The following is a 23,336-nucleotide window of genomic DNA, read 5'->3' as shown; positions in this document are numbered from 1 at the left end:
TCAATTTATGGCAATAAAATATTAAATATATAAATTGCAATATGGTTCTTATCTTAATATTCCGTATTATTTTGCTAAGATTATACTATTACCATCGGTATCAGGAGGTAATCTCTTATTTGAATGTGTTAGTATAATTCAGGAGTTAAAGCGATGACAGAAGAAAGGCTACGGAAGAATCTTGTTTTTTTAATAAAAAAATATGTTCGGGAAAGTCAACAGGAAGCATTTTATGATGACATATCAAACCCTGATGTGCCAGTGAAAGGTATTTTAGCTGACTTTAATAAAGTCAAAATAAGAACCGTTGATGAAGCGGATGGAGATTTGATACGTGATATTTACTTTTATTATTGCTAACTAATAGTCATGCGGGGAATTGATTTTTTCAGGTTGTTTATTATATTTGTTTTTTATGGAGGGTGAACAGGTTGATGCATGGGGAAGGGTAAATGACTCTTGACTCGTCCCATTCCTTACCCTCCTTTATGAAGGATATTAGAAATATATTAATTACAGATTTTATTTTATATATCACACGTTACGCTGATTTCCTTCTTTTAACTATATTCAAAACCTGTTCGCCGCTGATGATAATCCCTTCGAAGGGCGATTGAGAAAATTACCCATAACCACCTGCTGCAGGAAATGCACTGGAATGTGCCGCTGACCTAAGTATACTGCGACCAGACAGTGATGACCCGCTTGCACTTACTGACGACATTAATGCCCCAGAGATCTTCTGGTTCCACTACCAGCCCAACGGCACGCCAGAGCGGATAGTGGATATAGAAGGGCAGATGCGCTGGGAAGGGGCGAACAGAGCCTGAGGTAAGCTACTGCTGGAAAGCGAGGCGCAGCTATCAGGATATCCCCAGAACTGGGTGAGCCAAACAAATCAGTATATGAAGTCAGGAATGCCTATCATGAATTACGATTCATATAAAGAAGTACTCGATTATCTCAGGTTTTTTTTCAACGAAAGAGTGGATTCATCAATTTATTTAGAAAAACTAATGACTTTGATTGAAGGATCTCGCACTGAAAAAACGGTGATAATAAGAGCAATTTATGAAACGTACATGCAGTATGTAAAACAAAGTAGAGATGGCATAAAAATTAACGCTGAGGAAAAAGAAATGTGGATTGACTTATTGCACCATTGGCAATAAGACTTTATTGTTATGCGGGTGTCATTGTAAATGGTTATAATAAATATAATTTGTACGCGGAAAATGCTCCTCATATGGATGTTCTCATGTTGAGTCGATTATATTATTAAGATCTTGTCAGACAATAAAAAGTAAATCAGGACAAAATGATTAAATTAAAATTTAAACCGATTACAGGTGAACTAAATCTTGATGATCTGCCTTTGGAAATTGATACTGAAGAAGGCTTTTGTAAGTGTGATTTATACCGCGAATTAGTAAAGCACAAAGCCGTTAAGAAAACCATGCCAAATCACTACCTTGTTGACTCAGCAGTGTTTTCCGATAAAGAATTTCAAGTTACTATACGCCCAGTGTGCTATGGTTTTCCTTTTATGCTTCATCTTGTTGATAAAAACAGTCAATACTATAAAGCATTAAATGATTGGAATGCTCGAACTAATATTCACATACTAAATGAATCAGTAAAAAGTTTGTCTGATTGGCTGAAAGAATCACTAAACCTGGACACGCCTGATACCATGGAAACAGACATCATTAGGTGGAACTTTGCGTGGGGGCGGGTTTCAGTCTCATATGAGACAAAGTCGTTTAATCATGGGATATATATAGTTTGGAATATAACGTAGTCACTTCCAGACAAGGTTGTTTAGATATGTTAGAAATGAAACTTGATGTTCATACTGGATTTGTAGCAATTAACAACTACCCAATCGAATTAAAAGATGTTGATACTTTTAAAAATTCCGCATTTTACAAGTTCTTCTCGCCATTGGCTAAAATAGGTCCTTTTTATTTCGCTATCGATAATATTAAATGGAAAGATCAAATTTTCATTTTGGAACTGAGGCCCTCAGCATTTTCTTTTACTCCATCATTATTCCTTACTAGTAAGGATGGGAATTTTTATAAAACGCTAGAGGATTGGGATAAAAGGGCTAGTCTGAGTAATTTATCGGATGAGCAGCAACGCTTGACAGCCTGGGTTGAGAGTGAAATAACCTCAAAGCCTAAACTTAAAATTACAACCCCCCCATATGGAATTCAATGGGAGCATGAATGGGGAAGTATTGTTGTACAGTCTAATGAAAAAAGCTTCGATTGTGGTATTTATATCGAATGGAATATTTGATTAAACAATGTTATTAATTAATAAAACCCCTCATTTCCTTCTCGCCTTACTTTTTTATTAATAAAGTTAAAGTCTAAAAAAATGAAAATAACTAATCGACTGAAAAAGAAGATATTAGTCCTGGATGGCATTGATAATGACTTTATAGATTATGGCGCAAAAGTAGCATGCCCTGAATGCGAGGGTGTAATAGTCTATTCCATCGTAAACTCATATGAGTTTGACTCGCTCTCTGAAGAGGTAAAATACTTTTTGGTTAAGAAAATGAGAGGAGTGAAGCTTGTTAGCGATCATAATGAATTTAGCTATGATGAAAGCCAATTACATGTTTCGAAAAAAGCATGTTCAAATTGTTTAAAAGAATTTTCTACTGTATTAACGTATAAAGAAGTGCAGCCAGCCCGATACCGGGTATATCTTGTGGGGCTTTTTGAAGGTGATTTGAAACAGATCAAACTTTAAACGTTGAGGTTTACCAATGATTGAAAATCTCATTTTTATTAAAGAAAATGACCTGGTTCAATGGGTATGTGGTGCAAGTAACATACTGGTTAGTATGCCGTTTTTAGACTATGCAATGGTCGACTCAACTCGCCAGTTAGTCTTTACGTTAAGCGAGCCAAAGCCATTACCAACCGTTTTGACCATCTTCAATGCGCAGGGCGAAAAACTATTTTGGTCTGCACCTCCTGAAGGCGCATTTTTCTATTACTTAACTTTCAACCTGTCAAAGGAAGTGGTTGTGGTCTGTAGCTATGCGGAAAAGCAAAACGGCTGGCATGAGTGGTTTTATTCCTGGGATATGAAGCGTAATGCTTTGTCTCAATTGGGCCCAGCGTATTAACATCAAAAGCGCCAAAAAACGATAACAATAACCGGTAGCCAAAGAGGGCCGAATAAGCAGTTCCAACAAGCGGTTTAAAACAGAGCTAAGAGGCAAAGGATGAGTACGGTTTACATTGTCATATTGACCTATATCAAACCCCTTGAAGAGGTTGACGCAGCGATACCTGCTCATGTGGAGTGGCTAAAAAAGGGGTATGCAGAGGGGATATTTCTGGCATCGGGTAGACGGATCCCAAGAACCGGTGGAGTCATACTCGCTAAATGCGAGAGTCTGGTCTCTCTCGAAGAGCGCTTGCGCGAGGATCCCTTTCAGGCGTTGAAGCTTGCGACTGCCGAAATCATTCCCTTCGAACCCAGTATGAAGGCAGAACTTTTAGACAATGTGTTTTGACCCCCCAATAAAAAAATCCACGCCAGGGCGTGGATTTTTTTATTCAAGACGACTCAGACGTTGAACAGGAAGTTCATCACGTCGCCATCTTTAACGATGTAATCTTTCCCTTCCGCACGCATCTTGCCTGCTTCTTTCGCGCCTTGCTCACCCTTGTAGGTGATAAAGTCTTCAAACGCGATAGTCTGCGCACGAATGAAGCCTTTCTCGAAGTCGGTGTGGATCTTACCGGCCGCCTGAGGCGCAGTCGCTCCCACAGGGATCGTCCATGCACGTACTTCCTTCACGCCAGCGGTGAAGTAGGTCTGCAGGTTCAGCAGCTCATAGCCCGCGCGGATCACGCGGTTCAGGCCCGGCTCTTCCAGACCCAGCTCGGCCATGAACTCTTCACGGTCGGCATCGTCCAGCTCGGCGATATCGGATTCAACGGCAGCGCAAACCGCCACAACCACAGAACCTTCCGCCGCGGCGATTTCACGGACTTTGTCCAGGTACGGGTTGTTCTCGAAACCGTCTTCGTTAACGTTGGCGATGTACATGGTTGGCTTCAGGGTCAGGAAGCTCAGGTATTTGATCGCCGCTTTGTCTTCGTCAGTCAGGTTTTTCAGCGCGCGCAGCATGCCCGCATTTTCCAGCTGTGGCAGGCATTTTTCCAGCGCAGCCAGTTCCGCTTTCGCATCCTTGTCGCCGCCTTTCGCTTTCTTCTGCACGCGGTGAATGGCGCGTTCGCAGGTGTCGAGGTCAGAGAGCGCCAGCTCGGTGTTAATGACGTCGATGTCGTCAGCCGGATCCACTTTGTTATTAACGTGGATGATGTTGTCGTTCTCGAAGCAGCGCACAACGTGGCCGATCGCTTCAGTTTCACGGATGTTGGTCAGGAACTGGTTACCCAGACCTTCGCCTTTGGAGGCACCCTTCACCAGGCCCGCGATGTCCACGAACTCCATGGTGGTTGGCAGAATGCGCTGCGGCTTCACGATTTCCGCAAGCTGGTCCAGTCGCGGGTCCGGCATTGGCACCACGCCGGTGTTCGGTTCGATGGTACAGAACGGGAAGTTCGCCGCTTCGATACCCGCTTTGGTAAGCGCGTTAAACAGGGTGGATTTGCCCACGTTTGGCAGACCGACGATACCGCATTTGAATCCCATTTCTAAATCACCTTAATATCTTGATAATCAATCCGTTAACGATAACCGATTGATGAAAAGTAAATAACTACGCCTATTATACACGTAACCCGCATGACGCGCGGTAAAAAAGCCGTATCGGGCGGATTATTGCGCTTTGAAAGCGTGTAAGCGATTTGTCGCTTTGGTTAAGCCGTCTTGCAGCCAGATTTCAGTGCAGCGCGCCGCTTCGTCTACCGCCTCGTCAATCAGTTTTTGTTCGGAAACCGGGGGTTTACCGAGCACGAAACCGACAACTTTGTTTTTATCGCCCGGATGGCCGATTCCCACGCGCAAACGGTGGAAATTCGGGTTATTGCCCAACTTGCTGATGATGTCTTTAAGACCGTTGTGACCGCCGTGTCCGCCGCCCAGCTTGAATTTTGCTACGCCAGGCGGGAGATCCAGCTCATCGTGAGCCACCAGAATTTCATCCGGATTGATGCGATAAAACGTAGCCATCGCCGCCACCGCTTTACCGCTCAGGTTCATAAAGGTGGTGGGCACCAGCAGGCGAACATCCGCGCCAGCAAGGTTGATACGTGAGGTATAGCCGAAGAATTTAGGTTCTTCACGCAGGGGAGCACGTAACCGTTCGGCCAGCAGATCGACGTACCAGGCTCCGGCGTTGTGGCGGGTGGCCGCATACTCCGCGCCCGGGTTGGCGAGGCCGACAATCAGTTTAATCGTCACGATTCAATTCCTAATGGGTTCCAGATCTGGCGCGTAGTTTACTGTCTGGCGCGCCGCTTGACAAAATTCTGCGGTTATCCCGGCGAAATTCGAATAATTACTCATCTGAACAATTAGAATTTCAAGCTGTTCAACACCTTATTTGTAAACTTTTGTTTGTGCGTTATCCGTAATTGTGATCATTCACGCAACTCATAAAAGGGGCGTTGTCTATACTTTACACACAAGGATTAGGGGCTTTTCCCCTGACAACCCAAAGTTCCGGAGGTGACATATGAAACGCAAAAACGCTTCGATGCTCGGTAACGTGCTAATGGGGTTGGGACTGTTCGTGATGGTAGTCGGCGTAGGTTATTCCATTTTAAACCAGCTGCCGCAGCTTGATCTCCCACAATACTTCGCGCATGGCGCGGTATTGAGCATCTTCCTCGGTGCAGTATTGTGGCTCGCCGGGGCGCGCGTAAGCGGACATGAGGAAGTCTGCGATAAATACTGGTGGGTGCGCCACTACGACAAACGCTGTCGTCGTGACCAGCATAAGCACAGCTAGTGCCTGATTAAGAACATCGAAACGACTCCATCCGGAGTCGTTTTTTTTTGCATAGCATATTGACCCTCACGTAACGTAAGGCTCCAGAGTGGTGGCACTGGCAAAGTAAAAAGGAGCAGTTATGTTGATTCAGGTGGGTGAGCTGGCGAAACGAGCCGGTATCACCGTGCGGACATTGCATCACTACGAGCAAACAGGGCTGCTGCTGCCTTCTGCCAGAAGCGCGGCAGGTTACCGGCTTTACAACCTGGCGGATGTCCAGCGTCTGCACATGATCCAGGCGCTGGCAAAAGCGGGGCTGGAACTTGCCGAAATCAGGGATTTTCTGGAAAAGGAGTCGCTGTCGTTGACCGAGCTACTCGATGCGCAAATCACGCTGCTGGATAAACAGCTGCGCAGCATACACACGCTGCGCGACCGGCTGGTGGAGTTGCGTACCGGGCTTACCGACGATGCGACGCCGGATCTGGAGTCCTGGCTACAGACTCTGGAGTTAATGAATATGTACGATCGCTGGTTTAGCAAAGAAGAGTTACAGCAGTTGCCGTTTGCGGTACAGAAGGATGCGCTGGCGGCTATCTGGTCAGGGCTGGTGGCAGAGGCTAACGCGCTGCTGGAACAGGATATACCCGTTACTGACACGCAGGCGATGGATCTGGCGACCCGCTGGATGGAACGTCTTGAACAGGACACGGCGGGCAAGCCGGAGTTTCTCACCCGGCTGAACGAGATGCACAGCGTAGAGCCACAGATGCAGGCGCAGACCGGCATCACCCCGGAGATGTCAGATTACATCACGCGGGCGTTTGCGGAATCTAAGCTCAGCATATGGGAGAAGTATCTCACTGCCGAAGAGATGGCCTTTACCCGGGCACATTATTTTGACCGCATGATGGAGTGGCCGCCGCTGGTGGCGAAACTGCATCAGGCGCAGCGGGACAATATCGCTCCTGACTCGAAGGAGGCGCAAAAGCTGGCTGAAAACTGGCTGGCATTGTTCCAGTCCTACGCAGGCACCAACCCGGAGACCCAGCAAAAGTTTCGTACGGCTATGCAGCAGGAGCCGCATCTGATGAAAGGAACCTGGATGACGCCTGCCGTGCTTGCATGGCTCCAGCAGGCGATCGGGGTGATGATGCAGAGATGTTTCTCTGCATCAGATAACTCACAGATCCGCTAACGCGGCTTCACGGTTAGGATAAAAGGCAAGGCGGCCAGGGATCGGCTGCACGCCCGCACGCGCCATGGTGCGCAGGGGCTGGAATTCCAGGTTGCTGACCCGCAGCTCGCAGCCTTCAGGCAGACGTGCAACAAAGCGCTGGAAGGCATCCAGACCACCGGCATCCAGTACCGGGACGGCATCCCACTTCAGCACCACAACCCGTTTCCCCGCGATGCGGGACTCCAGATCGCTGAACAACCCTTCCGCCGCGGCAAAGAAGAGCGGGCCAATCACGCGCAGCACCAGCACATCCTCAGGCACCTCCACGTTAACCGGAGAGAGGCGCGTCATCTGCGCGATGCGGCGCATAAACAGCAGGGACGCGAGCACGATCCCAACGCTGATGGCGATTACCATATCGAACAGCACGGTCAGCGACATGCAGATCAGCATCACGATGATGTCGTCTTTCGGCGCACGGCGCAGCAGATTCACCACCTTATGCGCCTCGCTCATGTTCCAGGCCACCATCAGCAGCAGGGCGGCCATGGCGGAAAGCGGCAGCCAGGAGAGCAGCGGGGCAAGGATCAGCAGCGCCAGAATCACCAGCACGGAGTGGATAACCGCTGAAACGGGGGAGGTCGCACCTGCGCGCACGTTTGCCGCAGAACGGGCGATGGCTGCCGTGGCGGTAATCCCGCCAAAGAATGGTGCGATGAGGTTGCCTAAGCCCTGACCGACCAGTTCGCTGTTGGCTTTGTGCTTGATGCCGGTCATGCCGTCGAGCACCACGGCGCACAGCAGGGATTCAATCGCTCCCAGCATCGCCATAGAGAACGCGGCGGGCAGCAGGGCGCGAAGGGAATCCCAGCTCAGGGTGAAGCTCGAACCAGGCATGTCCCACGGCAGCACCAGCTGCGGCAGCAGCTGTGGAATGCCGTTACCCTGCGAACCGTCCGCCAGAACATAGTGGAACTGCGAGCCGATAGTCGCGACATGGCCACCGAACATATTGACGATAGCCATCACCGCGCAGCCCAGCAGCAAGGCGGGCAGATGGCCCGGCAGGCGAATACCGAGGCGAGGCCAGACGATCAGCGTCCCCAGGGTGACTATTCCGATGGCGGCGTCGCCCAGGTTGGCCGTTGGCAGCGCCATAAACAGCGCCCCCACTTTCTGTAAATAGTGCTCCGGAACATGGGTCATTTGCAGACCGAGGAAATCCTTAATCTGCATGGTTCCGATGGTGATCCCAATCCCCGAGGTGAACCCCAGCGTCACGGAAAGAGGAATATATTCAATCAAGCGACCAAAACGGGCCAGACCGAACAGAATCAAAAAGACGCCGGACATCAGGGTGGCAACCAGCAGGCCTGCCAGACCAAACTGTTGTGAAACCGGGTAGAGGATCACCACAAAGGCGGCGGTCGGGCCGGAGACGCTGAAGCGCGAGCCGCCCGTCAGGGCAATAACAATCCCGGCAACGGCCGAGGTATACAGACCGTACTGTGGCGCAACGCCGCTGCCAATCGCCAGCGCCATCGCCAGTGGGATGGCAATAATCCCGACGGTGATCCCGGCAATCAGGTCACGGATAAAGCGTGACGAGGTGTACTTCTCTTTCCAGCAGGCGTCGATGAGGGCGCGAAAGGGCAGAACATGTGAGGAGGCTACGTTTTTCACAATTATCTATCATCCGTGTGCGCATCATCTGTCATGTGAATGGCAGGTGAAGGAGGCATTAATCATACAAATAAAACCCAGAGACAAAAAAACCCGCCGCAGCGGGTTTTTTGGCCGTGTTCGATTAGTGTTCGAACATTGCAGAGATGGATTCTTCGTTGCTGATACGACGAATCGCTTCGGCCAGCATCCCGGACAGGGTCAGGGTACGCACGTTTGGCAGTGCCTTGATCTCGTCGCTCAGTGGGATGGTATCGCATACCACAACTTCGTCAATGACGGAGTTGCGCAGGTTGTTCACGGCATTACCGGAGAAGATCGGGTGGGTCGCGTAAGCGAACACGCGCTTGGCACCGCGCTCTTTCAGCGCTTCAGCGGCTTTACACAGCGTACCGCCGGTATCGATCATGTCGTCAACCAGCACGCAGTCGCGGCCAGCCACGTCACCGATGATGTGCATCACCTGAGAAACGTTAGCGCGCGGACGACGCTTGTCGATGATCGCCATGTCGGTATCGTTCAGCAGCTTAGCGATAGCACGGGCACGTACCACGCCGCCGATGTCCGGAGAAACCACGATTGGGTTGTCCAGGTTCAGCTGCAGCATGTCTTCCAGAAGGATTGGGCTGCCGAATACGTTATCAACCGGGACGTCGAAGAAGCCCTGGATCTGCTCTGCGTGCAGGTCAACGGTCAGTACGCGGTCAACGCCGACGCTGGACAGGAAGTCAGCGACAACTTTTGCGGTGATTGGCACACGCGCGGAACGGACGCGACGGTCCTGGCGGGCATAACCAAAGTAAGGGATAACAGCAGTGATACGGCCTGCGGAAGCGCGACGCAGAGCGTCGACCATAACAACCAGTTCCATCAGGTTGTCGTTTGTTGGAGCACAGGTGGACTGGATGATGAAAATATCACCACCGCGTACATTTTCGTTGATTTGTACGCTGACTTCGCCGTCGCTAAAGCGACCTACGGCGGCGTCGCCGAGGGAAGTGTACAGGCGGTTGGCAATACGTTGTGCTAGTTCCGGGGTGGCGTTACCAGCAAAAAGCTTCATATCAGGCACGAGAAGAACCTCAGGCATGCGTCCAGTGGTGGATAGCGTTCGCCGCAAACTGCGGGGCCTAAGCGAAGGCTATCCAGGCGGTGTATTAAAGAGCGCGATGCAACGTCTGGAACAGGGTGACGTTGTCACCGAAACTCAGTCTGCGCCAGAATGGCCTGCTGTAGGGGGGAGGTGTTCATCCCGCGCGCTACAAAACCATGCAGCCAATCCGGCGCTTGCTCAAGCACCTGACGGGCGGCGGATTCGGTGTCAAATTCAGCAAAGACACAGGCCCCTGTACCGGTCAGGCGCGACGGCGCGTATTCTAACAGCCAGGAAAGCACCGCATCAACCTCGCGAAAACGTTTTCTTGCGATATCCTCGCAATCGTTGCTGAATTCACAATTTAATAACGTTTCTATTGACCGTACCGGGGTATTTCTTTTCAGGTCAGGATCTTTAAAGATGACCGGGGTCGGAATGCTCACGCCGGGGTGGGCAACCAGATACCATTTTTCCGGCGGGTTGACCGGGGAGAGGATCTCGCCCACGCCCTCGGCAAAGGCCGCGTGGCCGCGAACAAACACAGGGACATCTGCGCCCAGCGTTAAGCCCAAACCAGCCAGTTCATCCGTCGACAGCCCGCAGCCCCAGAGGTGGTTCAGCGCAACCAGCACGGTGGCGGCGTTGGATGAGCCCCCGCCGAGACCGCCACCCATCGGCAGACGCTTCTCAATGCGGATATCCGCACCGCTTCCCGCCGGCAGACGGCCCGACTCCGCGGCGGCTTTCATCAGCAGGCGCGCGGCGCGGACGATCAGGTTGTCCTCATGCGCCACGCCGTCGACCGGCGTCAGCAGGCAAATCTGCCCATCCTGACGCGGTTCGATGGCAATCGTGTCGCCATAGCCAATAAACTGAAACAGCGTCTGCAGAGTGTGATAGCCGTCAGCACGCTGGCCGGTGATGTATAAAAACAGGTTCAGTTTTGCCGGAGAAGGCCAGTGGGTCATCATTTAACGATCCAGTTGTCCATTTTCAGCTTGATGCGCTGGCTGCCCTGGGTCAGCTCCATGTTTGATGGCAGCGACGGTTTACTCTTGCTGTCATAGGCGCTGTACACCACTTTCCAGGTTTTGCCGTTCTGGGTGTAGTTGACCTGGCTCAGACGGTATTGATCGTCAAGCGTATAGTCGGTCGCTTCGCCCGGCAGGCCGAGGATCCACTGGCGCAGGCTGTTTAGCGGAATTGGCATCCCGGTCAGCTTGCCAATCATCTCTTCGGCATCGGTCGCCGTGTAGTGCTGGCCTTTGTTATCGGTGATCTGAGCTTCGCCCGGTTTGGCGATAAGCTCCAGCTCGGTGCTGCCAAGCGGGTTCAGCAGCAGCAGGCGATAGTTGTCCTGCCCCGTTTGCTGCCAGAAGAAGCGGGCATAAACCTTTTGTTCGTCAGAGAGATACGCGAAGGCGCCGCGCGTCTGGTACTGCTTCAAATTAAGGACGTCCTGCTGGTGCTGACGCCACTGCGGTGAATCAGGGCTTTTGCCCGGGCCTTTTGGTTGGGTGACAGTACAGGCGGTCAGAACCAGTGCTGCCAGCGGCAGCAGGCGAATCAGTCGGGTCATAATGAGGACAAATCCTTGAGATACGTTGCAGTTATAACTGTTAATGCTAGCGCCCCGCAGTGCTACCGTCTACGTTCAAATTATCTCAAAGCGTTGAGTAACCTATTACTCCGAAAGGAGGCGGTCTCTTTTATTGATCTCGCGCATCCTGTATGATGCGTCCTGCTAACCTTATTAACGCTGGTACTACTCCCGCTCAACATGACCCTATTAGCACTCGGCATCAACCACAAAACGGCCCCGGTTTCGCTGCGAGAACGCGTTACGTTTTCGCCGGATACGCTTGACCTGGCGCTGGACAGCCTGCTTGCACAGCCGATGGTGCAGGGTGGCGTGGTGCTTTCGACGTGCAACCGTACCGAGCTGTATTTGAGCGTGGAAGAGCAGGATAACCTGCACGACGCGCTGATCCGCTGGCTATGTGACTACCACAATCTCAACGAAGACGAACTGCGTAACAGCCTGTACTGGCATCAGGATAACGATGCGGTCAGCCATCTGATGCGCGTCGCCAGCGGTCTGGATTCGCTGGTGCTGGGCGAGCCGCAGATCCTCGGCCAGGTAAAAAAAGCCTTCGCAGATTCCCAGAAAGGGCATCTCAAGGCCAGCGAGCTGGAGCGCATGTTCCAGAAGTCCTTCTCCGTGGCGAAGCGTGTGCGAACCGAAACCGACATTGGTGCCAGTGCGGTTTCTGTTGCTTTCGCGGCCTGTACCCTTGCACGGCAAATCTTTGAATCCCTGTCGACCGTCACCGTGATGCTGGTAGGCGCGGGCGAAACCATCGAGCTTGTGGCGCGCCATCTGCGCGAGCATAAAGTGAAAAAGATGATTATCGCGAACCGCACCCGCGAACGCGCGCAGGTGCTGGCGGACGAAGTGGGTGCCGAGGTGGTGGCGCTGAGCGATATTGATGAACGTCTGAAAGAGGCTGACATTATTATCAGCTCTACCGCCAGCCCGCTGCCGATCATCGGTAAAGGGATGGTGGAGCGTGCGCTGAAATCCCGCCGTAATCAGCCAATGCTGCTGGTGGATATCGCCGTTCCGCGCGATGTTGAGCCAGAGGTTGGCAAGCTGGCTAACGCCTATCTTTACAGCGTGGATGACCTGCAAAGCATTATTTCGCACAACCTCGCCCAGCGTAAAGCGGCGGCGGTGCAGGCGGAAACCATTGTTGAGCAGGAAACCAGCGAATTTATGGCCTGGCTGCGCGCGCAAAGCGTCAGCGAGACCATCCGCGAGTACCGCGGGCAGGCGGAGCAGGTGCGTGATGACCTGACTGCCAAAGCGTTAGCGGCCCTGGAACAGGGCGGCGACGCGCAGGCGATTATGCAGGATCTGGCGTGGAAGCTGACCAACCGCCTGATCCATGCGCCAACCAAATCTCTTCAACAGGCTGCCCGTGACGGGGATGATGAACGCCTGACTATTCTGCGCAACAGCCTCGGGCTGGAATAGCGCCCTATACCCATTTTCTAAGACAAGGTGCACTTACGCCTATGAAGCCTTCTATCGTCGCTAAACTGGAAGCTCTGCACGAGCGCCATGAAGAAGTACAGGCGCTGCTCGGCGATGCCGGGACTATCGCAGACCAGGAACGTTTTCGCGCGCTTTCGCGTGAATATGCGCAGTTGAGTGATGTATCAAAATGCTTTACCGACTGGCGACAGGTTCAGGAAGATATTGAAACCGCGCAGATGATGCTCGACGATCCTGAGATGCGCGAGATGGCGCAGGAAGAGCTGCAGGATGCAAAAGCGCGTTCCGAAGAGATGGAGCAGCAGCTTCAGGTGCTGCTCCTGCCGAAAGATCCGGACGATGAACGTAACGCGTTTGTCGAAGTGCGCGCCGGGACCGGCGGTGACGAAGCGGCGCTCTTTGCCGGGGATCTGTTCCGCATGTACAGCCGCTACGCCGAATCGCGCCGCTGGCGCGTGGAGATCATGAGCGCCAACGAAGGCGAACATGGCGGCTACAAAGAGGTTATCGCCAAGATCAGCGGCGACGGCGTGTACGGACGTCTGAAGTTTGAATCCGGCGGTCACCGCGTGCAGCGCGTTCCGGCCACCGAATCTCAGGGCCGCATTCATACCTCCGCCTGTACGGTGGCGGTGATGCCGGAGCTGCCGGAAGCGGAACTGCCGGACATCAACCCGGCGGACCTGCGCATCGACACCTTCCGCTCCTCCGGGGCGGGCGGTCAGCACGTTAACACCACCGACTCCGCCATCCGCATTACCCACCTGCCGACCGGCATCGTGGTGGAGTGTCAGGACGAACGTTCGCAGCACAAAAACAAAGCCAAAGCGTTGACCGTGCTGGGCGCGCGCATCCACGCGGCGGAAATGGCGAAGCGTCAGCAGGCGGAAGCCTCTACGCGTCGTAACCTGCTGGGCAGCGGCGATCGCAGCGACCGTAACCGCACCTACAACTTCCCTCAGGGGCGCGTGACCGACCACCGCATCAACCTGACCCTGTACCGTCTGGACGAGGTGATGGAAGGGAAGCTGGATATGCTGATTGAGCCTATCGTGCAGGAATACCAGGCCGACCAGCTGGCGGCGCTGTCCGAGCAGGAATAATGGATTTTCAGCGCTGGTTACGCGAGGCGGCCGCTGAGCTTTCAAAAAGCGAAAGCCCGAAGCGCGACGCCGAAATTTTGCTTGAGCATGTGACGGGTAAAGCCCGTGCGTACCTGCTGGCGTTCGGCGAAACTGAGTTGACCGTAGAGCAGGAAGCACGGCTCGCCGCGCTGCTTGCCCGCCGTAAAAACGGCGAGCCGGTGGCGCACCTTGTCGGTGAGCGCGAGTTCTGGTCGCTACCGCTTTACGTCTCGGCGGCGACGCTGATCCCGCGTCCGGATACCGAGTGTCTGGTTGAGCAGGCGCTGGCACGTTTACCCGCAGCGGCCTGCAGCATTCTCGATCTCGGTACTGGCACTGGTGCTATCGCGCTGGCGCTGGCCAGCGAGCGGCCTGACTGCGATGTGACGGCAGTGGATGTGATGCCCGACGCGGTGGCGCTGGCACTGCGTAATGTGGAACGTCTCAGGCTCAGCAACGTAACGGTGCTGCAAAGCAGCTGGTTTGCTGCGCTGGAGAACCGCTCATTTGCGATGATTGTCAGCAATCCTCCTTACATTGACGAACATGATCCGCACCTTGCGCAGGGGGATGTTCGCTTCGAACCGCTGACGGCGCTCGTGGCCGCCAACGCGGGATTAGCCGATCTTGATCACATTGTGACAACGTCACGAGAGCATTTGCTTCCCGGCGGCTGGCTGCTCGTGGAGCATGGCTGGACGCAGGGAGAATCCGTGCGGGCACTGTTTACCCAGGCAGGCTACGCCGCTGTCGAAACCTGCCGCGACTACGGCGGCAACGAACGCCTGACGCTGGGGCAGTGGTCTTGAGTTCCGGGTATCTGCCATTTACTGATAAAGGCGTAAGGCTGACTGAAAGGCAGTTTGGCGTTATCATCTACATCGTTTTGAGTTTTATCGCGCCTGAGCGTCATTGTTCGCTCAGTCGTTACTGGGGTAAGTCATGAGGTCCTTAGCCGATTTCGAATTTAATAAAGTGCCGCTTTGCGATGGCATGATCCTGATTTCGGAGATGATACGCGACGATTTTACGTCGCAGTACGTTTACGATGAGCTGGAGAATCTGGTCAGCCTGGCGCGTGAAGAGATCAATCAGGCGCGCCCGCAGGACTGGCAATTAGAGAAGCTTCTGGAGCTTTTCTACGGCGAATGGGGTTTCTGCGACACGCGTGGCGTGTATCGCCTGTCTGACGCATTATGGCTGGACCAGGTCTTAAAAAATCGTCAGGGCAGCGCCGTTGCGCTGGGCTCTATTTTGCTGTGGGTTGCGCACCGCCTGGATATTCCGCTGGTGCCGGTTATTTTCCCGACGCAGATGATCCTGCGTGCGGAGTGGCTGGACGGTGAGATGTGGCTCATTAATCCGTTTAACGGCGACACGCTGGACGAGCATACGCTGGACGTCTGGCTGAAAGGCAACATCAGCCCGGTGGCCGAGCTCTTTAACGAAGATCTCGACGAAGCCGACAACGCCGAAGTCATTCGCAAGCTGCTGGATACGCTGAAGTCAGCGCTGATGGAAGAGCGTCAGATGGAGCTGGCCTTGCGTGCCAGTGAAGTGCTGCTGCAGTTTAATCCGGAAGATCCGTACGAAATTCGCGACCGCGGGCTTATCTATGCCCAGCTCGACTGCGAGCACGTGGCGCTGAACGATCTGAGCTATTTCGTCGAGCAGTGTCCGGAAGATCCTATTAGCGAAATGATTCGCGCGCAGATCAACGCGATCTCGCACAAACAAATTACACTGCATTAATCTTAATTCCGATTCACACCTGAATAAGGCGATCCTATGAAACAAAAAGTGGTTAGCATTGGTGATATCAAGGTAGCAAACGACCTGCCGTTCGTGCTGTTTGGCGGTATGAACGTGCTGGAGTCCCGCGATCTCGCCATGCGTATCTGCGAGCACTACGTGACCGTGACCCAGAAGCTGGGCATTCCGTACGTGTTTAAAGCCTCTTTTGACAAAGCCAACCGCTCCTCCATCAACTCTTACCGTGGCCCGGGCCTGGAAGAGGGGATGAAAATTTTCCAGGAGCTGAAGCAGACGTTTGGCGTGAAAGTGATCACCGACGTGCATGAGTCCTGGCAGGCGCAGCCTGTGGCAGACGTGGTAGACGTAATCCAGCTTCCGGCGTTCCTGGCGCGTCAGACCGACCTGGTTGCCGCGATGGCGAAAACCGGTGCCGTGATCAACGTGAAAAAACCACAGTTCGTGAGCCCTGGCCAGATGGGTAACATCGTCGATAAGTTTATCGAAGGCGGTAACGACAAGATTATTCTGTGCGACCGTGGCGCTAACTTCGGTTACGACAACCTGGTTGTGGACATGCTGGGCTTCAGCGTGATGAAGAACGTCTCTAACCAGTCGCCGGTGATCTTCGACGTGACCCACGCGCTGCAGTGCCGCGACCCGTTTGGTGCAGCCTCTGGCGGCCGTCGTGCTCAGGTGACCGAGCTGGCGCGCGCCGGTATGGCGACCGGCCTGGCAGGTCTGTTCATTGAAGCGCACCCGGATCCGGCTAACGCGAAATGCGATGGCCCATCCGCGCTGCCTCTGGATAAGCTGGAGCCGTTCCTGAAGCAGATCAAAGCGATTGACGATCTGGTGAAAAGCTTCGACGAGCTGGATACCAGCAACTAATAAAAAAACCCGCTTCGGCGGGTTTTTTTATGGGACATATTGCCGGGTAAGCGAAGCGCCGCTGGGCAAAAAGACTACGCAAAAATTGTCATCAAATACGCTACAAACAGCGCCATATGCGCCGCGCCGTTCAGGACATTGGTGCGGCCAGTGGAGAATGAAATCTGGCACAGCAGCAGCGAGGCCACCATCACAATCATCTCCGGCGCGCCCAGCGCAAACTGCAGCTCGTTACCGGTCATAAAGGCGATCAGCGTCACCACCGGTACGGTGAGTGAAATGGTCGCCAGCACGGAGCCGAAGAACAGATTCATCGCACGCTGCACCTGATTGTTCAGCACCGCCTTCAGCGCACCTAAACCCTCAGGGGAGAGGATCAGCAGCGCCACCAGGAAACCGGTAAAGGCCACCGGCGCGTTCAGCTCGGTTAACAGCGTCTCCAGCGGGTTGGCGTTCATCTTGGTGACGGCAATCACCGCAATCAGATGCACGATCAGCCAAACCGTGTGCCACGCGCTGCTGTGGGCCGACGGCTTGCCGTGGTGCGGGTCATCGTCGTCGCTGTCATCTTCATGTTCGTAAACAAACAGGCTCTGGTGCGTTTTGGTCTGAATGAGCAGGAACACGCCGTACATGGCGGCGGAAATCAGCGCGACCAGCAGCGACTGGCCGGTGGAGAAGTTTGCGCCCGGCAGCGCCATCGGGAAGACCAGCACGATGATGGCCAGCGGGAAGAGGGCGATCAGATACTGTTTAATGCCGAAAAGATTCATGTACTGGGTCGCAAATTTGCGTCCGCCCAGTAACAGAGAGAAGCCTACCAGGCCGCCCGTCACAATCATAATGATGGAGTAAAGCGTATCGCGCATCAGGGTCGGGGCGGCATCGCCGGTTGCCATCAGCGCGGAAATCAGGCTGACTTCGAGAATAACGACGGAAAGGCTGAGAATTAAAGAGCCATAAGGCTCGCCCAGGCGGTGGGCTAATACGTCCGCATGGCGAACGACGCTAAATGCGCTGGTTAAAATGCCCACCAGGGCAAGAATATTGATACCAACCACCACTGGCAGTGACTGACTGCTTCCCCAGAAGAGCAGCACAGCCAGTGCCAGAACCGGGAAAATGAGAGACGTCTCCTTGTGGCGGGTCTTTACCGCCTCGTGTGTTGCTGTCATGTGCTTCTCCATCAATGCAGGTGCTTGTAATTATAGATAGATTTTAAGGGCATTAAATTAACAGAAATCTGTTAAATAACCTTTATTTTTTACTTAATTTTACCCTTTGTTATGGTTTTCATGTTTAATGCCTATAATAAGATATTTCTTTTAAATATATATTTAATAACAATGAATTATGAAATTCATCCGTTCATTGTTTATGACCGGCTGGCACACCGGCGTATCGTCGTCCACACTTAACTCTTTAGGCAAAAGAGAGGTTAGTGATGCCATATAAAACGAAACGCGAATTACCCGATAACGTGAAAAACGTCCTGCCCGAACACGCGCAGGATATCTACAAAGAAGCGTTTAACAGCGCCTGGGATCAGTACAAAGATAAAGACGATCGGCGGGATGATGCCAGCCGGGAAGAGACGGCGCACAAGGTCGCCTGGGCCGCAGTAAAACATGACTATGAGAAAGGAGACGATGATAAATGGCATAAAAAGAAATAGCCGTGAAATTATTCGCTGCCTTCATTTTGACTTTTCAGGCGGTTGAACTTCCGTTGTATTGCAACTGGTCCGCTAATTGCTTATCGTAATTTGACTGCTGGCAAAATGACCAGCACAGAATGCCGGGAAGGCGAATTACAGATGTCGCAAGGAAGCATGCAGTGGCGGAGGTGGAAAGTGTTAACGCGTGATTTCTTAATGAAGGCAGATTGTAAGACGGCATTTGGTGCTATTGAGGAATCGCTTCTCTGGTCAGCTGAACAACGTGCGGCGTCGCTCGCTGCCACGCTTGCCTGCCGCCCGGATGATGGCCCGGTATGGATTTTTGGCTACGGTTCACTGATGTGGAACCCGGCTCTCGAATTTGTTGAATCGGCAACCGGCACGCTGCCCGGCTGGCATCGCGCATTTTGCCTGCGCCTGACGGCCGGACGCGGCAGCGCCTGTCAGCCAGGGCGCATGCTTGCACTAAAAGAGGGCGGACGCACCACGGGCGTCGCGTATCGCCTTCCGGATGCCACGCTCGAAGAGGAGCTGACGCTGCTCTGGAAGCGCGAGATGATCACCGGCTGCTATATGCCGAGCTGGTGCAAGCTGGAGCTCGACGACGGGCGCACCGTTAACGCGCTGGTGTTTATTATGGATCCGCGCCACCCGCTGTATGAAGCGGACACCCGCACGCAGGTGATTGCCCCGTTAATCGCCGCCGCCAGCGGGCCGCTGGGCACCAACGCGCAATATCTCTTCTCCCTCGATCAGGAGCTGACCCGCCTCGGCATGCAGGACGATTGTCTGAATGAGCTGGTGGTGAAAGTGAAGGCGCTGCTGGAAGGGAACCCGCTCAACAGCACGCTGCGACCGGGTTTTGCCTGAGAATACGCCCGGCGAGCCGGGCGTTTAAATTATGCTGCCACGTAGCTGACCGAATGCTCCAGCGACTGGCTGTGGCTGTCGATCAGCACATCCCACGTGCCGGTATACGGCACGGTAAGCCAGGCCTTGTCATCCTGCACGGTCAGAATATCCGCCTGGGATTGTTTCTGTGCTTTCGCACTCATCAGATGAATACGACAGCGCTCTGAGCAACGCACCACCACCGTATCCCCGCCAAACAGTTTCAAACTTGTTTTCACCAGTGCCATTTTCTACCCCGTCGATTTTGCCCATCCCGAGCGTGATGTTGTTCACAAAATACTCATTGCATAACACCAAAGCGGGGAGCGAGGGATGCTGATTTTGATCAAAAAATGGCATAACGATTAAACAAAAATGACAAAATTCCTGAAACCTTTCAGCTGACGCGCGTTTACCCTGTTTAACGCGCGCCTGAAGAAAATTAAATGCGGAAATGGCCGGCGGTTTCAGCAAGGTCGCCCGCCTGGCTTTGCAATGCGCTGGCGGCCGCGGCGGACTGCACCACCAGCTCGGCATTCTGCTGCACCATTCTGTCGAGATGGGTCACCGCGTGGTTGATCTCGTGAATGCCTTTCATCTGCTCGCTGGTGGCAATCGAGATCTCGCGCATGATGCCGGAGACGCTGCCGATGCTGGAGCGGATCTCATCCATGCTTTCCCCGGCCAGATGCACGTAGCGCGAGCCGGTGGCCACGCTGTCGGTGGTGGAGTCGATAAGCGATTTGATCTCTTTCGCCGCCTGGGCGCTGCGGCTGGCGAGGTTCCGCACTTCACCAGCGACCACGGCGAACCCGCGGCCCTGCTCACCGGCACGCGCCGCCTCGACGGAGGCGTTCAGCGCCAGAATGTTGGTCTGGAAGGCGATGCCGTCGATCACGCTGGTGATATCGCCAATCTTAGCGGACGCCACTTCGATGGACTGCATGGTGCTGATGGCCTGCGAAACCACTTCACCGCCGCGCGCTGCGGCCGCAGAGGCCTTGCTGGCCTGATCGTTGGCTTCTGCTGCCGATTCATTCGACTGGGTGACAGAGGCGGTGATCTCTTCCACGGCGCTGGCGGTTTCGCGAAGGCTGGACGCCGCCTGCTCGGTACGGCCTGAAAGATCCTGGTTACCTGCCGCAATCTCCTGCGCGGCGTTTTTCACCGAGGCGCTGGCGTCGCGGAGCTGAACCATTACCACCGAGAGCTTATCGCTGAAGGCGTTAAACGCCTGCGCAATTTGCGCCACTTCGTCATCGCCGCTGTCCGGCAGGCGCTGGGACAGATCGTTAGTGCCGTTGGCAATGTTGTGCATCGCGTCACGAATGTCGGACAGGCGCTTCAGCAGGCGGGCAATCAGGACGTGAACAATGGCGCCGCTCAGGAGTGCGAGGATCACCAGCGAAATCGCCGACGCTTTCAGCAGGGAACGCATGCCGGAGGTGGCATCGCTGCTGTCGAGGGCGACGACCAGGAGCCAGTTCGTGCCCGGCACGGCTGAGGCGATAAAGGTTTTATCCTTGTCATTCAGCGTTCCGTCGACCGGGTTACCGCTCTTCAGCGCCGCAAGGTCGATGCCTTTGATCGTCTCGGCAAACGGCTTCAGCGTCAGGGCCGGCTCGTTGGCGGCAATCACCGTGCCGTCGCTGTTCAGAAGCAACCCGCTGCTGGCCGGCGTGGGGTGGATCCCGCGCACGTTCGCCACCACGCTATCCATGGCGACATCGCCCGCCACCACCGCTTTCAGAGCGCCATTCTCTTTCACCGGCACGGCAAACGTGACCACCAGCTTCCCGGTCCCGGCATCAACGTAGGGTGCCGTTACCACCGGGCCGTCCGTGCTCACCACCTGTTGATACCAGGGTCGAACGGTGGGGTCATAATCCGCCGGGACGCCTGTCGGGTCGGAGAATTTCGCCGTCTTGCTGGCGTAACCCACGTAAACGTTGGTGAAACCGCCCGCCAGGGCAAGCTGCTTAAACGCCGGAACCGGATCGTCAGCCAGCGCGATGCTCTGTGCGGAGGTAATCACCGTCATTTTGCTTTTGACCCAGTCGGCAATCGCCATGTTGTGGCTGGCGCGGGTGCTGGTCAGAATATCGCGCTGGGACTGCTGGTTATCCTGGCGCGTGACCTGGAAGTTAATTACGGTATTGAGAAGAAGGGCGACGACGAGGCAGCCTGTCGTCGCGGCGATAATGCGTGCGCGAATGGATCTGAACATAAGTGAAATACCTGCTGTGTTGTTTCCATGCCTATCGGCAACCCCGCAGGTAAACTTGATGCTGAAACCGCGTCCATAAGAAAATAATATTTTTACGGGTTTATTATTAAAAAGTTAATACTTTATCCGCGGTCAGCGTCCATTCGGCCAGTTCAACCAGCGTACCAATTTCTACGCCCTCGATCAGCGGCAGCCCGGTAACGCCGCGCCCGTCGGTGCAGGTCTTACAGAGTTTTACCGGCACGTCCTGCGCGGTCAGGATCTCCAGCATCTGCTGAATGTTGTAGCCTTCCGCCGGTTTTTGACCCTTCAACCCCGCGGTCACGGCATCGGACATTAAAAATATCCGCAATACCAGGTCGCTCTCTTTTTCGCGTAGCGCGATCGCCAGGCGCAGGCTGTTGAAAAGGGATTCGCTGCCGTAGGCCGCACCGTTGGCGACGATCACAATCTTCTGCATGTTGACTCCTGTTTTTATAAAGGCACGAATATTGCTTAATTTCCCCGGAGTTTCGCTGTCCGGGAGAGTAAGCATGACATTAATGGCCGGCATTTCGCCAGGTGCAACCGAATGGCTCCAGCGCGCAAGGCGGATGCGCCGGGAGCAGCTCAGCAGGCTGGCGCAGCTGAACGTGCTGGTGCGCGGCATTAGCCAACTGGTGCATATGCTCCAGTGCGAGCGCGGCGCATCTAACGTCTGGCTCTGCTCACAGGGTAAGCTCTATGCGCCTGAATGCAAAGCCAGCCGGGCGCTGGTGGATGAAAACCTTGCTGCACTGAACGGCATTCTTGGAAAACAGTCCGCCTTTCCGGGAAGCGCCGTTTGCGAACGTATCGGCAATGCGCTGCTCACGCTGGAGACGCTTCCCGCGCTGCGCGACGGTGTAAATCGGCAAACGCTGACGGCTCCGCAGGCAATGGAGCACTACTCCCGCATGCTGCGCCACCTGCTCAGTATCGTACCGCAGCTTAATGACAGCATTGACGACCCGCAAATCGCGGGCCGTTTCGTCGCGCTATATAGCCTGATGCAGGGGAAAGAGCTGGCGGGACAAGAGCGGGCCCTGGGGGCGATTGGCTTCACGCAGGGCTTTTTCGATGACGTGACCCGCCAGCGGCTGGTTGACCGCATTGACGGGCAGCAGGCCTGCTTTGAGATCTTTCTCTCCCACAGCCAGGCCGACGTGCAGACTTCGTTCTCCCTTAATTGTCAGCCCGATCGTGAGACGGAGCAGCTCCGGCGCGTGGCCTGTACCCGCCAGCCTGCCGCAGACAATGGCCATACCGCACTCGCCTGGTTTGCGCTGCAAACGGCGCGGCTGGAGCATCTGCGCGCGCTGGAGGAGACGATCATCGCCGATCTGATGGTCGCGGTGGATGAGCGTATTCAGCGCGACGAGGCATACCCGCTTCCCGGGGATGAACAGGACGATCCGCTGGCGCACTACCCGGATAAACCGCTGCTGACCCTGGTTCGCCAGCAGGCACGAGAGATAGAGCAGCTTTCCCGCCAGCTCGCGTCGCTGCGCGATACGCTTGAGGAGCGCAAAACCATTGATAAAGCCAAAAGCGTGCTGATGACCCACCAGAACATGAGTGAAGAACAGGCCTGGACAACGCTGCGCAAAATGGCGATGGACAAGAACCAGCGCATGGTCGATATCGCCCGCGCGCTGCTTACGGTGAAGAGCGTCTGGCAGGTAACACCAAAGGAGTAGCTGCACAATCAGCGGGCATTTTATGCCTGATTGAGGTGCGTGAACGCGGTCAAAACCGGTTTTCGGCCCTGAAAGAGGGTCTTTAAACCTGGCACTGGCTTTGCAT

Annotated in this window: 28 protein-coding genes and 1 pseudogene; 19 read left to right on the top strand and 10 right to left on the bottom strand. The window is 54.1% G+C overall.

Features of this window, described 5'->3' with window-relative positions; all coding sequences use genetic code 11:
* Positions 1-153 precede the first annotated feature (153 nt).
* From IM295_RS20450 to IM295_RS20415, 8 genes are all read left to right on the top strand, one after another.
* On the top strand, positions 154-360 hold the full coding sequence (locus tag IM295_RS20450; RefSeq protein WP_049138207.1) for a hypothetical protein: 207 nt from the start codon (positions 154-156) through the stop codon (positions 358-360).
* Positions 361-653: 293 nt separating this feature from the next.
* Entirely contained in the window at positions 654-830 is a 177-nt protein-coding gene (locus IM295_RS23315; protein WP_349675188.1) for an RHS domain-containing protein, read from the top strand.
* Positions 831-926: 96 nt separating this feature from the next.
* The gene (locus IM295_RS20440) at positions 927-1,172 is read left to right on the top strand and encodes a hypothetical protein (protein WP_193067258.1); all 246 of its coding nucleotides are present in this window, start codon (positions 927-929) and stop codon (positions 1,170-1,172) included.
* A gap of 146 nt (positions 1,173-1,318) precedes the next feature.
* The gene (locus tag IM295_RS20435; RefSeq protein WP_045261113.1) at positions 1,319-1,801 is read left to right on the top strand and encodes a hypothetical protein; all 483 of its coding nucleotides are present in this window, start codon (positions 1,319-1,321) and stop codon (positions 1,799-1,801) included.
* A 26-nt stretch (positions 1,802-1,827) separates the two neighbouring features.
* Complete coding sequence (locus IM295_RS20430; protein WP_193067257.1) at positions 1,828-2,304, top strand: hypothetical protein; 477 nt, start codon at positions 1,828-1,830, stop codon at positions 2,302-2,304.
* A gap of 81 nt (positions 2,305-2,385) precedes the next feature.
* The gene (locus tag IM295_RS20425) at positions 2,386-2,766 is read left to right on the top strand and encodes a hypothetical protein (protein ID WP_045261112.1); all 381 of its coding nucleotides are present in this window, start codon (positions 2,386-2,388) and stop codon (positions 2,764-2,766) included.
* A gap of 16 nt (positions 2,767-2,782) precedes the next feature.
* A complete protein-coding gene (locus IM295_RS20420) occupies positions 2,783-3,148 on the top strand; it encodes a hypothetical protein (RefSeq protein ID WP_038416203.1) in 366 nt (121 codons plus the stop codon).
* Positions 3,149-3,247: 99 nt separating this feature from the next.
* Positions 3,248-3,541, top strand: coding sequence for a YciI family protein (locus tag IM295_RS20415; RefSeq protein ID WP_038416202.1), 294 nt, complete (start codon positions 3,248-3,250; stop codon positions 3,539-3,541).
* 53 nt (positions 3,542-3,594) lie between these two features.
* On the opposite strand, the gene ychF is transcribed toward IM295_RS20415, so the two are convergent.
* Together ychF and pth are read right to left on the bottom strand one after the other, a co-directional pair.
* Positions 3,595-4,689 carry a redox-regulated ATPase YchF gene (gene ychF / locus IM295_RS20410; protein ID WP_003856650.1) on the bottom strand — a complete coding sequence of 365 codons (1,095 nt, stop codon included), beginning with the start codon at positions 4,687-4,689 and terminating at the stop codon, positions 3,595-3,597.
* Between the two features lie 126 nt (positions 4,690-4,815).
* Positions 4,816-5,400 (bottom strand): aminoacyl-tRNA hydrolase, encoded by a 585-nt coding sequence (gene pth / locus IM295_RS20405; protein WP_008499504.1) that lies wholly within the window; start codon positions 5,398-5,400, stop codon positions 4,816-4,818.
* A 274-nt stretch (positions 5,401-5,674) separates the two neighbouring features.
* Between pth and ychH the strand changes: the two genes are divergently transcribed.
* The gene (gene ychH / locus IM295_RS20400) at positions 5,675-5,950 is read left to right on the top strand and encodes a stress-induced protein YchH (protein WP_028013466.1); all 276 of its coding nucleotides are present in this window, start codon (positions 5,675-5,677) and stop codon (positions 5,948-5,950) included.
* Positions 5,951-6,071: 121 nt separating this feature from the next.
* Positions 6,072-7,130: a MerR family transcriptional regulator gene (locus IM295_RS20395; protein WP_193067256.1), complete on the top strand. Its 1,059-nt coding sequence runs from the start codon at positions 6,072-6,074 to the stop codon at positions 7,128-7,130.
* Here IM295_RS20395 and dauA read toward each other — a convergent pair.
* The 4 genes from dauA to lolB all read right to left on the bottom strand — a co-directional run bounded on the left by dauA (position 7,116) and on the right by lolB (position 11,470).
* Positions 7,116-8,795, bottom strand: coding sequence for a C4-dicarboxylic acid transporter DauA (dauA, locus tag IM295_RS20390; protein ID WP_193067255.1), 1,680 nt, complete (start codon positions 8,793-8,795; stop codon positions 7,116-7,118). The genes IM295_RS20395 and dauA overlap by 15 nt on opposite strands.
* Positions 8,796-8,919: 124 nt before the next feature.
* Positions 8,920-9,867, bottom strand: coding sequence for a ribose-phosphate diphosphokinase (gene prs, locus IM295_RS20385; RefSeq protein ID WP_003856663.1), 948 nt, complete (start codon positions 9,865-9,867; stop codon positions 8,920-8,922).
* Between the two features lie 125 nt (positions 9,868-9,992).
* A complete protein-coding gene (gene ispE / locus IM295_RS20380; RefSeq protein ID WP_193067254.1) occupies positions 9,993-10,862 on the bottom strand; it encodes a 4-(cytidine 5'-diphospho)-2-C-methyl-D-erythritol kinase in 870 nt (289 codons plus the stop codon).
* The gene (lolB, locus tag IM295_RS20375; protein WP_028013462.1) at positions 10,859-11,470 is read right to left on the bottom strand and encodes a lipoprotein insertase outer membrane protein LolB; all 612 of its coding nucleotides are present in this window, start codon (positions 11,468-11,470) and stop codon (positions 10,859-10,861) included. Before lolB ends, ispE begins: the two co-directional genes overlap by 4 nt.
* Before the next feature lie 201 nt (positions 11,471-11,671).
* Between lolB and hemA the strand changes: the two genes are divergently transcribed.
* The 6 genes and pseudogenes from hemA to kdsA all read left to right on the top strand — a co-directional run bounded on the left by hemA (position 11,672) and on the right by kdsA (position 16,716).
* Positions 11,672-12,928 (top strand): glutamyl-tRNA reductase, encoded by a 1,257-nt coding sequence (hemA, locus tag IM295_RS20370; protein WP_021240361.1) that lies wholly within the window; start codon positions 11,672-11,674, stop codon positions 12,926-12,928.
* 41 nt (positions 12,929-12,969) lie between these two features.
* Positions 12,970-14,052, top strand: coding sequence for a peptide chain release factor 1 (prfA, locus tag IM295_RS20365; RefSeq protein ID WP_193067253.1), 1,083 nt, complete (start codon positions 12,970-12,972; stop codon positions 14,050-14,052).
* Positions 14,052-14,882 carry a peptide chain release factor N(5)-glutamine methyltransferase gene (gene prmC, locus IM295_RS20360; protein WP_193067252.1) on the top strand — a complete coding sequence of 277 codons (831 nt, stop codon included), beginning with the start codon at positions 14,052-14,054 and terminating at the stop codon, positions 14,880-14,882. Before prfA ends, prmC begins: the two co-directional genes overlap by 1 nt.
* A gap of 8 nt (positions 14,883-14,890) precedes the next feature.
* Positions 14,891-14,974 (top strand): annotated as a pseudogene (locus IM295_RS23135) (siroheme synthase); the annotation flags it as partial.
* Positions 14,975-15,015: 41 nt separating this feature from the next.
* Positions 15,016-15,825, top strand: a complete 810-nt coding sequence (gene sirB1 / locus IM295_RS20355; RefSeq protein WP_028013460.1) for an invasion regulator SirB1 — start codon at positions 15,016-15,018, stop codon at positions 15,823-15,825.
* Between the two features lie 36 nt (positions 15,826-15,861).
* Positions 15,862-16,716 carry a 3-deoxy-8-phosphooctulonate synthase gene (kdsA, locus tag IM295_RS20350; protein ID WP_028013459.1) on the top strand — a complete coding sequence of 285 codons (855 nt, stop codon included), beginning with the start codon at positions 15,862-15,864 and terminating at the stop codon, positions 16,714-16,716.
* Between the two features lie 74 nt (positions 16,717-16,790).
* Here the strand turns inward: kdsA and chaA are convergent, their stop codons facing one another.
* Positions 16,791-17,891, bottom strand: coding sequence for a sodium-potassium/proton antiporter ChaA (chaA, locus tag IM295_RS20345; protein WP_041909576.1), 1,101 nt, complete (start codon positions 17,889-17,891; stop codon positions 16,791-16,793).
* A 269-nt stretch (positions 17,892-18,160) separates the two neighbouring features.
* On the opposite strand from chaA, the gene chaB reads away from it, so the two are divergent.
* Together chaB and IM295_RS20335 are read left to right on the top strand one after the other, a co-directional pair.
* Positions 18,161-18,391 (top strand): putative cation transport regulator ChaB, encoded by a 231-nt coding sequence (chaB, locus tag IM295_RS20340; RefSeq protein ID WP_014884191.1) that lies wholly within the window; start codon positions 18,161-18,163, stop codon positions 18,389-18,391.
* Between the two features lie 177 nt (positions 18,392-18,568).
* Positions 18,569-19,264 carry a gamma-glutamylcyclotransferase gene (locus tag IM295_RS20335; protein WP_028013457.1) on the top strand — a complete coding sequence of 232 codons (696 nt, stop codon included), beginning with the start codon at positions 18,569-18,571 and terminating at the stop codon, positions 19,262-19,264.
* A gap of 29 nt (positions 19,265-19,293) precedes the next feature.
* Here IM295_RS20335 and IM295_RS20330 read toward each other — a convergent pair whose 3' ends face one another.
* From IM295_RS20330 to IM295_RS20320, 3 genes are all read right to left on the bottom strand, one after another.
* Positions 19,294-19,533, bottom strand: a complete 240-nt coding sequence (locus IM295_RS20330; RefSeq protein WP_013096243.1) for a DUF1883 domain-containing protein — start codon at positions 19,531-19,533, stop codon at positions 19,294-19,296.
* Positions 19,534-19,727: 194 nt separating this feature from the next.
* Positions 19,728-21,512: a methyl-accepting chemotaxis protein gene (locus IM295_RS20325; RefSeq protein ID WP_193067251.1), complete on the bottom strand. Its 1,785-nt coding sequence runs from the start codon at positions 21,510-21,512 to the stop codon at positions 19,728-19,730.
* A 106-nt stretch (positions 21,513-21,618) separates the two neighbouring features.
* The gene (locus IM295_RS20320) at positions 21,619-21,972 is read right to left on the bottom strand and encodes a DsrE/DsrF/TusD sulfur relay family protein (protein ID WP_048998380.1); all 354 of its coding nucleotides are present in this window, start codon (positions 21,970-21,972) and stop codon (positions 21,619-21,621) included.
* 73 nt (positions 21,973-22,045) lie between these two features.
* Between IM295_RS20320 and nasR the strand changes: the two genes are divergently transcribed.
* Positions 22,046-23,230: a nitrate regulatory protein NasR gene (nasR, locus tag IM295_RS20315; protein WP_069732824.1), complete on the top strand. Its 1,185-nt coding sequence runs from the start codon at positions 22,046-22,048 to the stop codon at positions 23,228-23,230.
* Positions 23,231-23,336 lie beyond the last annotated feature (106 nt).

Origin of the sequence: Enterobacter cloacae complex sp. P14RS (genome assembly GCF_014895895.1) — a bacterium.
Lineage (GTDB): Bacteria > Pseudomonadota > Gammaproteobacteria > Enterobacterales > Enterobacteriaceae > Enterobacter > Enterobacter bugandensis.
The sequence above is the reverse complement of the archived record's forward strand: the minus strand, read 5'-3'. Positions and strand labels throughout refer to the sequence as shown.